The 12,703-nt window shown below is 65.6% G+C and carries 13 protein-coding genes; 9 read left to right on the top strand and 4 right to left on the bottom strand.

Going from position 1 to position 12,703, the window contains the following annotated elements; all coding sequences use genetic code 11:
- Nucleotides 1-9 precede the first annotated feature (9 nt).
- Nucleotides 10-771: a sulfite exporter TauE/SafE family protein gene (locus BLEFHOIH_RS16720; RefSeq protein WP_088347166.1), complete on the bottom strand. Its 762-nt coding sequence runs from the start codon at nucleotides 769-771 to the stop codon at nucleotides 10-12.
- A 331-nt stretch (nucleotides 772-1,102) separates the two neighbouring features.
- Here BLEFHOIH_RS16720 and BLEFHOIH_RS16715 point away from each other — a divergent pair, with 331 nt between their 5' ends.
- The 5 genes from BLEFHOIH_RS16715 (at nucleotide 1,103) to BLEFHOIH_RS16695 (ending at nucleotide 4,732) form a co-directional block, all read left to right on the top strand.
- Nucleotides 1,103-1,444, top strand: a complete 342-nt coding sequence (locus tag BLEFHOIH_RS16715; protein ID WP_088347165.1) for a hypothetical protein — start codon at nucleotides 1,103-1,105, stop codon at nucleotides 1,442-1,444.
- A 159-nt stretch (nucleotides 1,445-1,603) separates the two neighbouring features.
- The gene (locus BLEFHOIH_RS16710; RefSeq protein WP_088347164.1) at nucleotides 1,604-1,897 is read left to right on the top strand and encodes a hypothetical protein; all 294 of its coding nucleotides are present in this window, start codon (nucleotides 1,604-1,606) and stop codon (nucleotides 1,895-1,897) included.
- Nucleotides 1,898-2,015: 118 nt separating this feature from the next.
- Nucleotides 2,016-3,002 (top strand): DMT family transporter, encoded by a 987-nt coding sequence (locus tag BLEFHOIH_RS16705; RefSeq protein ID WP_088347163.1) that lies wholly within the window; start codon nucleotides 2,016-2,018, stop codon nucleotides 3,000-3,002.
- Between the two features lie 15 nt (nucleotides 3,003-3,017).
- Nucleotides 3,018-4,424 (top strand): class II fumarate hydratase, encoded by a 1,407-nt coding sequence (gene fumC / locus BLEFHOIH_RS16700; protein ID WP_088347162.1) that lies wholly within the window; start codon nucleotides 3,018-3,020, stop codon nucleotides 4,422-4,424.
- Between the two features lie 2 nt (nucleotides 4,425-4,426).
- Nucleotides 4,427-4,732, top strand: coding sequence for a ribbon-helix-helix domain-containing protein (locus BLEFHOIH_RS16695; RefSeq protein ID WP_088347161.1), 306 nt, complete (start codon nucleotides 4,427-4,429; stop codon nucleotides 4,730-4,732).
- 22 nt (nucleotides 4,733-4,754) lie between these two features.
- On the opposite strand, the gene cysG is transcribed toward BLEFHOIH_RS16695, so the two are convergent.
- The gene (gene cysG / locus BLEFHOIH_RS16690) at nucleotides 4,755-6,185 is read right to left on the bottom strand and encodes a siroheme synthase CysG (RefSeq protein ID WP_088347160.1); all 1,431 of its coding nucleotides are present in this window, start codon (nucleotides 6,183-6,185) and stop codon (nucleotides 4,755-4,757) included.
- A gap of 106 nt (nucleotides 6,186-6,291) precedes the next feature.
- Nucleotides 6,292-7,614 (bottom strand): hypothetical protein, encoded by a 1,323-nt coding sequence (locus tag BLEFHOIH_RS16685; RefSeq protein WP_088347159.1) that lies wholly within the window; start codon nucleotides 7,612-7,614, stop codon nucleotides 6,292-6,294.
- Between the two features lie 436 nt (nucleotides 7,615-8,050).
- On the opposite strand from BLEFHOIH_RS16685, the gene BLEFHOIH_RS16680 reads away from it, so the two are divergent.
- From BLEFHOIH_RS16680 to BLEFHOIH_RS16670, 3 genes are read left to right on the top strand one after another with little or no spacing between them, the layout of a single operon-like run.
- Nucleotides 8,051-9,247 carry a CHASE2 domain-containing protein gene (locus tag BLEFHOIH_RS16680; protein WP_170937206.1) on the top strand — a complete coding sequence of 399 codons (1,197 nt, stop codon included), beginning with the start codon at nucleotides 8,051-8,053 and terminating at the stop codon, nucleotides 9,245-9,247.
- Nucleotides 9,248-9,261: 14 nt separating this feature from the next.
- Nucleotides 9,262-9,594: a hypothetical protein gene (locus BLEFHOIH_RS16675; protein ID WP_088347157.1), complete on the top strand. Its 333-nt coding sequence runs from the start codon at nucleotides 9,262-9,264 to the stop codon at nucleotides 9,592-9,594.
- Nucleotides 9,595-9,650: 56 nt separating this feature from the next.
- Complete coding sequence (locus BLEFHOIH_RS16670; protein WP_088347355.1) at nucleotides 9,651-10,865, top strand: lytic murein transglycosylase; 1,215 nt, start codon at nucleotides 9,651-9,653, stop codon at nucleotides 10,863-10,865.
- 290 nt (nucleotides 10,866-11,155) lie between these two features.
- On the opposite strand, the gene BLEFHOIH_RS16665 is transcribed toward BLEFHOIH_RS16670, so the two are convergent.
- A complete protein-coding gene (locus BLEFHOIH_RS16665) occupies nucleotides 11,156-11,509 on the bottom strand; it encodes a hypothetical protein (RefSeq protein ID WP_125461757.1) in 354 nt (117 codons plus the stop codon).
- A 176-nt stretch (nucleotides 11,510-11,685) separates the two neighbouring features.
- On the opposite strand from BLEFHOIH_RS16665, the gene BLEFHOIH_RS16660 reads away from it, so the two are divergent.
- Nucleotides 11,686-12,603, top strand: coding sequence for a LysR family transcriptional regulator (locus tag BLEFHOIH_RS16660; protein ID WP_088347155.1), 918 nt, complete (start codon nucleotides 11,686-11,688; stop codon nucleotides 12,601-12,603).
- Nucleotides 12,604-12,703: the final 100 nt, after the last annotated feature.

Raw genomic sequence — 12,703 nt, 5'->3', positions numbered from 1 at the left:
CCGCCACTGTCAGCCGGCCTTGCCGAACCAAAGCGCCGAGCCGCCTTGCCAGATCAGCGCCAGCGACAACAGGAACACCAGCGTATAGGCGATCCGGTAGAACACCTCGACCGGCGTGACGCGCACCAGCCAGATGCCGAGGAAATTGGCCGCGATGGCCAGCGGCATCAGTCCGAGCGATACGAGCATGCCGTGGCCGCTGAAATTGCCGAGCGCCAGATAAGGCACCACCTTCATCCAGTTGACCACCGCGAAGAAGATCATGCTGGTGCCGACGAAGGTCAGCTTGGGCAAGCGCTGCGGCAGCATATAGACCTGGAAGGGCGGCCCGCCTGCGTTGGCGAAGGCCGAGGTGAAGCCGGACACCGCGCCCCAGAACACGCCGCGCGGCGCATGCGGCAGCGAAGGCTCGGGCTTCGGGCCGAACCAGGCATTGAGCACGAAGGACAGGCCGATCGTGCCGACGATCAGCCGGACCGCCGCCTCCGGCACCTGCACCGCCAGGAACCATGCCGCCCCGACTCCGAGCGCCGCGCCGGGCAGCATCGCCTTCAAATTCGGCGCGCTCCAGTCGCCGCGATAGACCCAGACGGAGATTACGTCCTGCACGATGAGGATCGGCAGCAGCAGCGCGGCGGCCTCGAAGGGCGGCACGACCAGCGCCACCAGCGGCGTGGCGATGGTGCCGACCCCGGCAAAGCCGCCCTTGGCAAGACCGAGCGCGATCACCGCCGGAATGGCGACAGCAAGAAAATAAGGATCAGTCAGCACGTCAGGAGCCTGAGGGGTGGAAGGCGGCGAGCGGGCACGGCCGAATGAGCGCTTCGGCCGCCAATCCGTCAGATTTTCGCATTTTGGGCCCGATGGTTGAACCGCTGAAGGATAGAGGCTTGCCCGCGCCGGTCAAGCGCCGTGGGCGCGGTGAATTGTCAACGCCGCCGGCCTGCTGCATCGGGTTCGAACGGCAAGGGCCGATCGAGCGTTTGGCCAACTCGCTGCGCTGCCCCAAATCGCGCCTGGGTCCGGCACGATTGCGCTTTTTCGCGCGTCGCGCTTCCTTTATGTACGGCACAGTTTCGGGGGCGGTCTGGGGAGCCATGCCTTGGAGAATTGGATCGATTTCTACGAGTGCCCGCCACCGGCCGTCATCATATCGGTGCTGCTGATCGGCGTCGCCGAAACCCTCCTGGTGATATTCCGCCTCCGCAAATGGATCAAGAAGCTGCTCGCCCGCCCGGCGCCCAAGCCCGCGCCGCTGCAGCCGGCCCCGCGCGCCGATATTGTCGCCATCTTCGAGGCTCTGCGCACCAGCGCCAAGAACCATCACCGGACCGAATATTTCGAAACCCTCAACGATGCTCAAGGCAGGGTCATCAAATATTTCGCCGACCGGCGCCTGATCGATGCCGGACCCAATGTCGACCCGGTGCCGCCGAAATCATAAGGCCCGGCCTCTCTCTAAAGCGCGCGGGTTAAGCCTGTTTTCCGGTAAAGCTTTTGGCAATGAACATGATGTTCTAATAGATAGGTGTTTATTTGAATTTTCAGCAAATCCGAGAGAGATCCGGATTGACGGCCGGTATGCCAACCCTGGAGAGCGGCTTTGCGGGATTCGCATTACGTCTATTACGACCCACCGACGGGCTCCCTCTTCGATGGCGGCGCGTCAATCGTCGCCTTCATGCTGATCGGCATCATCATCGTGCTGATCATCTTTCTGTTTTCATCGTCGAGTAACGCCAAAAAGAAAAAAATGGATATTATCAAGGATGTCGACGGCATCCTCGACAAGCTGATCAAAGACGCCAATATATTCAAGCGAGACGAAGCGATATTGCCGCTCACCACCGCCAAGACCCAGGTCTCGGACTATCTCCAGAAAAACCTGACCGAATAATCTTCCCCGCACGCTGCGCCGCCACGCAAGTGCGCGCTGAGTTCGGCAGCAACAAGCGGATAGCCCCGCGCCGCCCGAGCGGCTAGGTTCCCCCCGGACCGGCAATGGGAGGAACGTCATGGCGGCCGCACTTCGGATGGGCGCGCGGGAATGGGTGCTGCTGATCGTCCTGTCGATGCTTTGGGGCAGCTCGTTCTTTTTTGCCGCCGTCGCCGTCAAGCAGGTCGAGCCGTTCACCCTGGCCTTCCTGCGCATGTCCCTCGCCGCGCTGGCGCTCGCCGTCGTCGCGGCGGCGATGGGCGTCAAGCTGCCGAAGGAGCGGCCAGTCTGGGCCGGCTTCGTCGTCCTCGGCGCCTTCGGCACGGCGGCACCGTTCTCCCTGCTCTATTGGGGCCAAACCCAGATCTCCGGCAGCCTGACCTCGATCCTCAACGCGACGACGCCGCTCTTCACCATCCTGATCGCGCATTTCGCCACCAGCGATGAAAAGCTCTCGCTGCGCCGCGTGGCGGGCGTGCTCGCGGGGCTCGCCGGCGTCGTGGTCATCATCGGGCCGTCCGCCCTGGCGGGCGCCGAGCAGAGCCATCTGCCGGCGGAAGCGGCCGTGCTCGCCGCCGCGCTCTGCTATGCCTCGGTCAGCATTTTCAGCAAACGGTTCCGCGGCGTTCAGCCGATCGTCATCGCTTGCGGGCAGCTCGTCTTCGGCGCCATCCTGATCCTGCCGGTGACGCTGATCTTCGGCGATCCCTTCGGCCACCCCATGCCGGACGCTGCGGGCCTCGCCGCCATCGCGGGCATCGCGCTGCTTTCAACCGCCCTTGCCTTCATCCTCTATTTCCGCATCCTAGCGGCAGCGGGCGCGACCAATGTCGTGCTGGTGACGCTGCTGGTTCCGGTCAGCGCCATCGGCCTCGGCAGCCTGATCCTGGGCGAAGCATTGGCGCCACGCCACTTCGCCGGACTTGCGCTGATCGCCTGCGGGCTTATGGTCATCGACGGGCGGCTGATCGGCGTCTTGCGGCGCTGGCGGGGCCGACCCCCTACATCCAGCGATGCGTCTGGCCTGACACGGCCACCCGTGTTAAATGACGCCCGAAATCTCTGAGGAATAGAGCCGTCAATGTCCGAGCAGCCGACCGCCACCCGTACCGAAACCGACAGTTTTGGCCCGCTGCAAGTTGCCGCCGACAAATATTGGGGCGCGCAGACCGAGCGGAGTCTGGGCAATTTCAAGATCGGCGGCGAGACCATGCCGCTGCCGCTGGTGCGCGCGCTCGGCATCATCAAGAAATCCGCGGCGCTGACCAATCTGGCGCTCGGCGCACTCGACGAGACCCGCGCCAAGGCGATCGCCGAGGCCGCGCAGGAAGTCGTGGACGGCAAGCTGAACGGGCATTTCCCGCTGGTGGTCTGGCAGACCGGCTCGGGCACGCAGTCGAACATGAACGCCAATGAGGTGATCTCCAACCGCGCCATCGAAATGCTGGGCGGCGAGCTGGGATCGAAGAAGCCGGTCCACCCCAATGACGATGTGAACCGCTCGCAATCCTCCAACGACACCTTCCCGACCGCCATCCACATCGCCGCCGCCGAGGAGGTGAACAACCGGCTCTTGCCCGCGCTCGACTACATCGCCAAGGCGCTGGAGGAAAAGTCGGCGGCCTGGATGGACATCATCAAGATCGGCCGCACCCATCTGCAGGACGCCACACCGATGACGCTCGGCCAGGAATTTTCCGGCTATGCGGCGCAGATCCGGCTCGGCATCGAGCGGGTGAAGGCGGCGCTGCCGCGCATCTACATGCTGGCCCAGGGCGGCACTGCGGTCGGCACCGGCATCAACTGCCCGCCCGGCTTCTCCGAGCGCTTCGCCGAGGAAGTCGCCAAGCTGACCGGCCTGCCCTTCGTCACCGCGCCGAACAAATTCGAGGCGCTGGCGTCCAACGACGCGGCGGTCGAGCTGTCCGGCGTGATGAACGTGCTGGCGGTCAGCCTGTTCAAGATCGCCAACGACATCCGCCTCCTAGGCTCCGGCCCGCGCTCCGGCATCGCCGAGCTGTCGCTGCCCGAGAACGAGCCCGGCTCCTCGATCATGCCCGGCAAGGTCAACCCGACGCAATGCGAGGCGATGACCATGGTCTGCTGCCAGGTCGTCGGCAACCACATGACGGTGACGATGGCGGGCAGCCAGGGCCATTTCGAGCTGAACGTGTTCAAGCCGGTGATCGCGCAGAACCTCTTGCAGTCGATCCGGCTGCTGTCCGAGGCGATGGTCAGCCTGACCGACAATTGCATCAAGGGCATCGAGCCGAACATGGCGCGCATCACCGAGCTGATGCAGCGCTCCCTGATGCTGGTGACGGCGCTCGCCCCGAAGATCGGCTACGACAAGGCGACCGAGATCGCCAAATACGCGCATAAGAACGGCACCACGCTGAAGCAGGAGGCGCTGCGCCTCGGCTATGTCAGCGAGGCCGATTTCGACGCCATCGTCCGGCCCGAGACGATGGTCGGGCGGAGGGCCTGACCATGCCGGCGCCCAGCAGCACTCTGCAAGCCCCGATTCGCGCTGGGAACGGCCTGCTCGGCGGCTGGGACGCCTCGGCCGCGCAGAAGCCGCGCAAGCGCTCGCTGGCCATCGCCGGGCACCGGACGTCGATCTCGCTGGAGCAGCCCTTCTGGGACGGTTTGCGCACGGCCGCGCTGGCTGAGGGCGTGCCGATTGCGGCGCTGGTCGCGGCGATAGACGCGGTTCGCGGCGAGGCCAGCCTGTCCAGCGCCATCCGCCTCTTCCTCTACGACCGCCAGTCCGAGCCCGCCCGCCGGGTGGTCTGAACCGCCATGCGCGACGCGCGAGCTATTTGTCCGGCCCGGCGGCCCCGGCACCCTCAACCTTTCCAGGCTCGAACCAGGCAAGCCGGTCGCGCAGCGTCACCACCGTGCCGATGATGATGATCGCGGGGCCCTTCAGCCCGGCGGCGACGGTCTTTCCGCCGATATCCGCCAGCGTCCCCGCCACCACGCGCTGCCGCCGCCTGGTGCCATTGTCGATCACCGCGACCGGCATCTCCGGCGCGGCGCCATGCGCGACGAAGGCCGCCATCACCGCATCGATGGTCGCAAGGCCCATATAGATCGCCACGGTCTGGCGCGGCTGGATCAGCGCCTCCCAATTGAGATCGACCTCACCGTTCTTGCCGTGGCCGGTGACGAAGATGCAGGTCTGGGCGTGGTCGCGGTGGGTGAGCGGGATGCCGGCATAGGCGGCGCAGCCGGCCGCCGCCGTGATGCCCGGCACGACCTGGAACGGGATGCCGTGCCGCGCGATCTCCTCGATCTCCTCGCCGCCGCGCCCGAAGATGAACGGATCGCCGCCCTTGAGCCGCAGCACGCGCTGGCCCTCAAGCGCCAGCCGGACGAGGGTCTGCGAGATCTCCTCCTGGCTCATGGTGTGGTCGTTCGCCTGCTTGCCGACATAGATGCGGGTGGCGTCGCGGCGCACGAGGTCCATGATGCGCGGGCCGATCAGCCTGTCATAGAGCACGACGTCGGCGCGCTGCATCAGGCGCAAGGCGCGGAAGGTGAGCAGGTCCGGGTCGCCCGGGCCGGTGCCGACCAGATAGACCTCGCCGATGGCCTTGCCGCCCGCCGCGTCGTCGATGGCGTCGAGCCGCGCGCGGAGCGCCGTCTCGGCCCCGGCGAAATCGCCCGCCATGACGCGCTCGGCGACGGCGCTCTCGGCGATGTCCTCCCAGAAGCGGCGGCGGCGCACGCCCTCGGTGATGCGGGCCGCCACCTCATCGCGGAAGCGGCCGAGAAAACCCGAGAGGTCGCCGAAGGTCGCGGGGATGGCGCTTTCCAGCTCGGCCTTGATGATGCGGGCCAGGATCGGCGAGGCGCCGGAGGACGAGATCGCGGCGACGAGCGGCGTGCGGTCGAGGATGGCCGGGGTGATGAAGTCGCACAGCTCCATGGTGTCGGCGACATTGGCGAGCACGCCGGCCGCGGTGGCGAGATCGCGGAGGCGCTTGTCGCGCTCGAAATCCTCCTCCGCGCCATAGGCGAGGATGGCGCCCTTGACGTCGTCCAGCTCGGGCAGGCGGTTGAAAACCGTGACGGCCGCATTGCCGAGGAACGGCGCGAACTCCTCCGAAAGCCCATCGGCGAAGACCTTGACCCGCGCGCCCGCGCTCAGCGCACGCTCGACGCGGCGCGCGGCCAGCGTGCCGCCGCCGGCGACGATGACGGTCTTGCCGCGAATATCGAGAAAGATGGGCAGATGGTCCAAGAGCCGGGCAACTCCAAAGGCGTGGCGAGCGGGAGAATAGAGCGCCGCCATGCGCGCAGCAACCTGCCGTAAGTGGGGATGCTACCGTCCGGCGAACAGGGTGCGCTCAGAACGGGTTGGCGGGCTCGGCAAACAGTTCGCCGCCGACAAATTGCAGATTGTTCAGAAACAGCAGCATTGCCGCCGCGAACAGCAAGGGGCCTTTGCCCTGGAAGCGGGAGGCCGAGAACGGGACCAGCACCAGAAGCAGATGCGCCAGCGTCACGCCCGGGCTGAACAGCAGCGCTTCGGGCGGATTGAAGACGAAGAAGAAGGCGCCGCGCGCAAGACTATAGGCAATCAGCGCGGGCATCAGCCCGGGTCCGGCGGGCGTGGTGAGCGCCCGGTAGCGCGGCAGGATGCTGACCAGCGCCATGAAGGCGACGACGCCGACCAGCAGGGCTGGCGTCAGGTCGGAGAAATAATCGGTGAAGGCGGGCTGGAAATAGCCCTGGTAGGTCGGCCAGAGGGTAATCGCATGCGTCGCGCCGTGCTCAGGCGCGGCGATGTTGAAGAATAACCAGTTCAGCAGGAACGCATAGAGGCTGGCGAGGCCGTGATCGTTGATGCCCATGTAGAACAGGAACATGGAATAGGCGGAGCCGCCCTCCATCTGCGTCGCCGGCTCGAGCAGGATGCGGTTGATGTAGATCTCGAACGTCAGATAAGCCGCGACAGCCGCCAGCGCGTGCTTGAACAGCCATCGCCGGGGCAGCCGGTCGGGCTGGGGCTGCAACATGTAATCGACGGCTGGGATCACCACCAGCAGCGCCGAGACGATCTCGTTCATGCAGGCGGCGAACAAAGTGATGCTCAGCCAGGCGGCGCGCGCCGGCGTCCATTGCTCGCGCAGATGCACATAGATGGCGATGTAGATCGAGGCGAGCGAGGCGGTGACGATCTTCGACTCGGCGATGCTGGAGAAATACCAGACACCCAGCGAGGCCGCATAGATGAAGCCGCAAAGCAGCACGAAGCGTCGCGGCACCAGCGCGCGGAAGGCCGACAGCGCCGCCCAGACGCCCGCCGCGCCCGCCACGGCGAACATAGCCGACAGCAGATCCTTCGGCGCGACCGAGTTGAACATCGCGCCGGCGATCTTCATCCAGCCGACGGCCAGCAGCACCGTCACGGGATGGAACCGGGTGAGCCGGTCCTCCACGTCGCCGAAGCCAATATTGTAATAGAGCACCGAATCCGCGCCGAAACTCGACGCGGCGTTGCGGATGTCGAGGATCAGCGAGGTCTGTGCGTAGGCGATGCATGCCGCCAATACCAGCAGCGCTCGCAACCAGGCGTCGCGCCGCGTGTCCGATCGCGGCGGGCTCGCGGGCCGTGCCCTGTCCTGCCCGGCCGGGGGCCGGCCGACGATGGCGGACTCATCGCTCATGACCGCCCAACTCCAAATTACAGTACCCTTCGCCAAGATCGCGCGCCGCCCGGATCATGCAGATGTCGGCGCCCCGCGCTGGCTGTGCCCAATTGCTGGGCATCGGCCGGGCCGTGGGCGATTGGAACCATTGGCCAATGCGCGACGGTGTGGCCCGGGCATGGCGTCAGACTAGGCAGTTTCGGCGCCGGGGGGCAAGGCGATTCCGGCCATCCGGGGCCGCTGCACCCGGATGATTTGGTCGCAATGTGTGACGGTATCGCTGGTTGTGGACGATAGGCCGGGTGTGACGGCCGGCCCTCGGCTCCCCTAATGGATTTTGACATGAGAACGAGAGGCTGGAGGGTGGCGTGCAAAAAACCAATCCCTGGCGGTTAATTTTGCGCTAAGAATGCCATTCGCCCGTTTGGCTGGCAGGGTTCGCGTGGGAGGGGTCATGACTGAGGCAGTGCGCACGCAAGGCGCCGCGCCCCGAGCGGGGCTCACCCGAGGATGGTTTCCAGGCCTCGTGGGGGCCGTCTGGGCCGTGCTGGTCGCTGTCGGGCTGGTCGCGCTGTCCTCCTTCGGCATCAGCCCGGAGGGGCCGGACGAATGGACCTATGACTGGCGAACCTTTTTCTTCTCGCCGACGGCGCCGCAGACCAGCCGGGACATCGCCCTCATCCTCATCAACGAGGAGAGCATGGCCGATTATGACTATATCTCCCCCGTCGACCGCGGCTTGACCGCCAAGCTCATTAAGGGGCTCGACGCCGCCGGCCCGAAGGTCATCGGCCTGGATTTCATCTATGACAGGAAGAGCGAACCGGCCAAGACCGAGGCGCTGATCGAGGCGATCAAGACGGCCAAGTCGCCCATCGTCTTCGGCGCCATCGACAGGCGCGTGCGCGGCTTCCGCCCCGAAGACCTCAAATACCAGGACGATTTCATCGCCCGCACCGGGCGCGATGCCGGCCATGTCTTCTTCGCCCGCGACCTGGAGCAGCTCAAGATCGGCGACCAGGTCGTGCGATATCTCGGCGCGCCCTCGCCCGACCGCGAGAGCTTTGCCCAGCTCATCGCGGAAAAGAGCAAGCTGCCCTGGAAGGCGCCGGACAGCCCTTATATTTCCTGGCTACTGCCGCCGGACGGCGAGGATCTGTTCCCGCTGTTCAAGGTGCCCCGGCACGATCCGGACGCCGGCCCCGACGTGGTGCTGCCGGAAAGCTGGCGCGCGGCGCTGCGCGGAAAAATCGTGCTGATCGGCGGCGATTTCGTCGACCGCGACAAGCATCTGACCCCGCTGACCATCTGGGACGGGGCCAAGATGCCCGGCGTCATGGTGCAGGCGCAGATCCTCAGCCAGCTCCTCGACGGCCGCTCGGTCGACACCTTGCTCTGGTCGACCGAGATCATTTTGCTGATCGTGATCGCATTTCTCGGCTATCTGTTCAGCTTTTATTGGAGCGTCCGGCGCTATGACTGGCTGCTTTATGGCATCGGCGTCGGTGTTCTGGTGGTGATGGGGGCTGCGTTGTTCTCGCAATTCGGCATCCTCATTCCATCGACTTCCATTTTCTTTGCTTGGACATTGGGCGTGACGGGAGGACGTTATGCGCCTGACGTCCTCGGCCGGTTGCGCCTGGCGGGGTAATTCAGGAGCGAAACATGAAACAGGTCAGACAGTTTTGCGCGATCGCCATTTTGGGCGCGGCCTTGCCGCTCGGCGCGGCGAAGGCCGCCAGCGAGGTGCTGGAATCCTCCGTGCCCGGCCTGGCCGTCGGCGCCAAGCTCGAGGATAATGCAAGGGTCAAACTGCCCGACGGCGCGAGCCTGCGCGTGTTGGTGGTTTCGACCGGCGGCACCAAGACGTTGAAAGGCCCTTATGAAGGCACGATCGAGGCCTATAAGGAAGACCGGAGCTGGTGGGAGCGAATCACCGGCAAGGGCAAGGACAGCGACGCCCCGATCGGAGCGACGCGCGGCTTCAAGGCGAACTGACGAATGCGGTTTGGGGGGTGATGAATGCGAAAGCTTTTGAAAAACAAAGAGCAATGATGCGATTTTCTCTCCTCGGAATTGGCGCGCTTGCCGCCGGCCTCGCGACCTTCGCGCCGCTCCCCGCGAGTGCTGTCACCTGCAACACCAGCGAGAGCTTCGAGAGCTGGCTCGAGGGCATGAAGCGCGACGCGCTCGCCGCCGGCGTCTCGCGCCGCACGGTGAGCGATGTGCTCGGCACGGTCGCCTTCGACCCCTCCATCATCCGCCGCGACCGCGCCCAGGGCGTTTTCGCACAGAGCTTCCTGCAATTTTCCGGCCGCATGGTCTCGGGCGACCGCATGCAGCGGGGGCTCGCCAATATCGAGAAATACAAGCCGGTCTTTGCCCGCATCGAGAAGGAATTCGGCGTGCCCGCGCCGGTGATCGTCGGCTTCTGGGGGCTGGAGACCGATTTCGGCGTCAATTCCGGCAAGAGCCCGATCCTCGGCGCCCTCGCCACCCTCGCCTATGATTGCCGCCGCTCGGAGATGTTCCGCGAGCAGCTTCTGGCGGCGCTAAAGATCGTCGATCACGGCGATCTCTCCCGCGACCAACTCGTCGGCGCCTGGGCGGGCGAACTCGGCCAGACCCAGTTCCTGCCAACCCATTACCTCGAATTCGGCGTCGATTACGATGGCGACGGCCATGTCGACCTGCGCAACAGCGTGCCCGACGTGCTGGCTTCGACCGCCAAGCTGATCCAGCATTATGGCTGGAAGCGCGGCGAGCCCTGGCTGATGGAGGTCAGCGTGCCGGAGAGGCTGCCCTGGAAGGAGGCCGATCTCGGCGTCCGCCATCCGCATGCGCAATGGGCAAAATGGGGCGTCACCCTGCGCAACGGCCGGCCGCTGCCGGCCAGCGATCTCGGCGCCTCGCTGCTGCTGCCGATGGGGCGCTTCGGGCCGGCCTTCCTCGCCTATCCCAATTTCGACGCCTATACGCAGTGGAACCAGTCGCTGGTCTATGCGACGACGGCGGCCTATTACGCCACCCGCCTCGCGGGCGCGCCTGTCTACGACAAGGGCAAGCCCAATCTGCCGACCTATGGCCTCGAGCAGACCAAGGAGCTGCAGCAATTGCTGACCCGCCACGGGTATGAGGTCGGCAAGCTCGACGGCATTCTGGGCGCCGCGACCCGCGACGCCATCCGCGCCGCCCAGATCAAATTCGATCTTCCCGCAGACGGCTACCCCTCCGATGAGCTTTTTGCGCGCCTGCGCGGCAGCAGTTGACGCGGGGTAAAGGCGGGAACCGTCCACGATCCGCAGCCGGACTCCCTCTCCCTTGGGAGAGGGCGGGGGTGAGGGGTTCGTGAGCGAGCCGTTGAGTCCGCAACCCCTCACCCGGCACGCTTTGCGTGCCACCCTCTCGCCTTGGAGAGGGTTGAGCTCCGGCAAGCGGCAGCCGTGTTGCGTCCCACCCAAATGGGCCTGATCGCCGGGCCGCCGATGCAGCGGGCATGACGTAAAAAAGCGCGCCCTGAACGAGCGCGCTTCGTCAGTCCGGCCGGAAGATGCCTGGCTCAGTAGTCGTCGCCGCATTCGCTGCGGTAGCGGCGGCAGTTGCCACGCCCTTCCTGGCCGCGCTCCTCTTTGTAGACGCAGGCCCGGCGCAGCGCCTGGCAATAGTTGAAGCGGCCGCATTCGATGCGGTAGCGGCGGCAATTGCCTTGACCTTCCTCGCCGCGCTCTTCCTTGTAGTCGCAGGCATGTTTCAGGCGGGCGCAGTAGCCGGCCGAAACCACCTTTTGAAACATCGAATCGCTGGCGGTCGCCGTCCCGAATCCGCGGTCACCCGCCGGCGCCGCCGATGCAGCGGACATACCCCCGATCGCCATACAAAATGCAATCGCCAGACCCAAAATCACATTGCGCATATTCGTCTCCCATCTGTGCTCAATAAGGTGGCCATGATGGGCGCGCGACGCTGAACGGCAGGCGCGGTTTTCATCAGGCAACGGTTCATCTCGTTGCGACAATTGGGGGGCGCAACGGCGCGAGCCGATGCGGTGCCGTCTGGCCCGCCCGGTGGCCTCCGAGTATAGTCGCGGCCATGCTCACTCTGCGGCAGATCGAGGTCATCCGGGCGGTCATGGTGACGGGGACCATCGGCGGCGCCTCACGCCTGCTCAATGTGTCCTCGCCCGGCATCAGCCGGGTGGTGAAACATGCCGAGAGCGTGCTGCGGATGAAGCTGTTCAGCCGCCGCCAGGGCCGCTATGTCCCGACCCACGCCGCGCGCGATCTCTTCAATCAGATCAATGCCGTCTATGACCGGGTCGAGGATCTGCATCACGTTATCAAGAACCTGGAGCGGGGCGCCGGCTCGGCGCTGAAGATCGCCTCCGTGCCCAGCATCGCCAATGTCATGGTGCCGAGGGCCATCGCCTGCACGCGGCGGAAATTTCCCGATCTCCTGATGGAGGTCGACATCCTCAAGATCGAGGAGGCCATCGACTATCTGCTGCTCGGCAAGGGCGAGGCCGTCGCCGTCAGCCATCAGTACGACCACCCGATGCTGAGCTTCGAGCCGCTCGCCGAGGGCCGCCTGCTCTGCGTCGTGCCGGAAGGGCATGAGCTGTGCGGGCGGGCGGAGGTCACGCCGGCGGAGATCGCGCGCCACAAGCTGATCGGCATCGATCCGGCCGACCCCTATGGCGGCATCATGGCGGGGATCTTCGTAAAGCACGCGCTGGATTACGAGGTGACGATCAGGGCGCGCTTCGGCTCGATGGTCTGCGCGCTGGTGACGAACGGGCTCGGCGTGGCCGTGGTCGACGAGTTCACGCTGGCGGGGGGCAATTTCCCCGGTCTGAAAGGCATCCCGATCGCCGCGCCCGCCCGCTTCCAGACCTATGTCGCCTTCCGCCGCGACGCGCCGCTCTCCAGCTATTGCGAATATTTCGTCAGATCGCTGCGCGCGCATATGCAGAGCGCGAGCGGCGGCGCGGCCTCGGGCGGCAAAAAGTAACATTACGTTTCCTTTGGGCCATTTCTTGGTCATTGACGTTACTTCCCCCCGGCGGCCTAATTCTCGACGAGGCGGCGCGCTGGCATCCAACCCGGCGCCG

This window comes from Rhodomicrobium sp. R_RK_3 (assembly GCF_002198715.1).
In the GTDB taxonomy this organism is placed as follows: domain Bacteria; phylum Pseudomonadota; class Alphaproteobacteria; order Rhizobiales; family Rhodomicrobiaceae; genus R-RK-3.
Note: the sequence above shows the minus strand (reverse complement) of the source record. Positions and strands in the feature narration are given on the sequence as shown.

Excerpts from the sequence above, each read along its gene's own strand:
- BLEFHOIH_RS16705 (WP_088347163.1), top strand. The coding sequence starts at position 2,016 with ATGGCGGCCGCACTTCGGATGGGCGCGCGGGAATGGGTGCTGCTGATC.
- fumC (WP_088347162.1), top strand. The coding sequence starts at position 3,018 with ATGTCCGAGCAGCCGACCGCCACCCGTACCGAAACCGACAGTTTTGGC.
- BLEFHOIH_RS16695 (WP_088347161.1), top strand. The coding sequence starts at position 4,427 with ATGCCGGCGCCCAGCAGCACTCTGCAAGCCCCGATTCGCGCTGGGAAC.
- BLEFHOIH_RS16685 (WP_088347159.1), bottom strand. The coding sequence starts at position 7,614 with ATGAGCGATGAGTCCGCCATCGTCGGCCGGCCCCCGGCCGGGCAGGAC.
- BLEFHOIH_RS16680 (WP_170937206.1), top strand. The coding sequence starts at position 8,051 with ATGACTGAGGCAGTGCGCACGCAAGGCGCCGCGCCCCGAGCGGGGCTC.
- BLEFHOIH_RS16675 (WP_088347157.1), top strand. The coding sequence starts at position 9,262 with ATGAAACAGGTCAGACAGTTTTGCGCGATCGCCATTTTGGGCGCGGCC.
- BLEFHOIH_RS16670 (WP_088347355.1), top strand. The coding sequence starts at position 9,651 with ATGCGATTTTCTCTCCTCGGAATTGGCGCGCTTGCCGCCGGCCTCGCG.
- BLEFHOIH_RS16665 (WP_125461757.1), bottom strand. The coding sequence starts at position 11,509 with ATGCGCAATGTGATTTTGGGTCTGGCGATTGCATTTTGTATGGCGATC.
- BLEFHOIH_RS16660 (WP_088347155.1), top strand. The coding sequence starts at position 11,686 with ATGCTCACTCTGCGGCAGATCGAGGTCATCCGGGCGGTCATGGTGACG.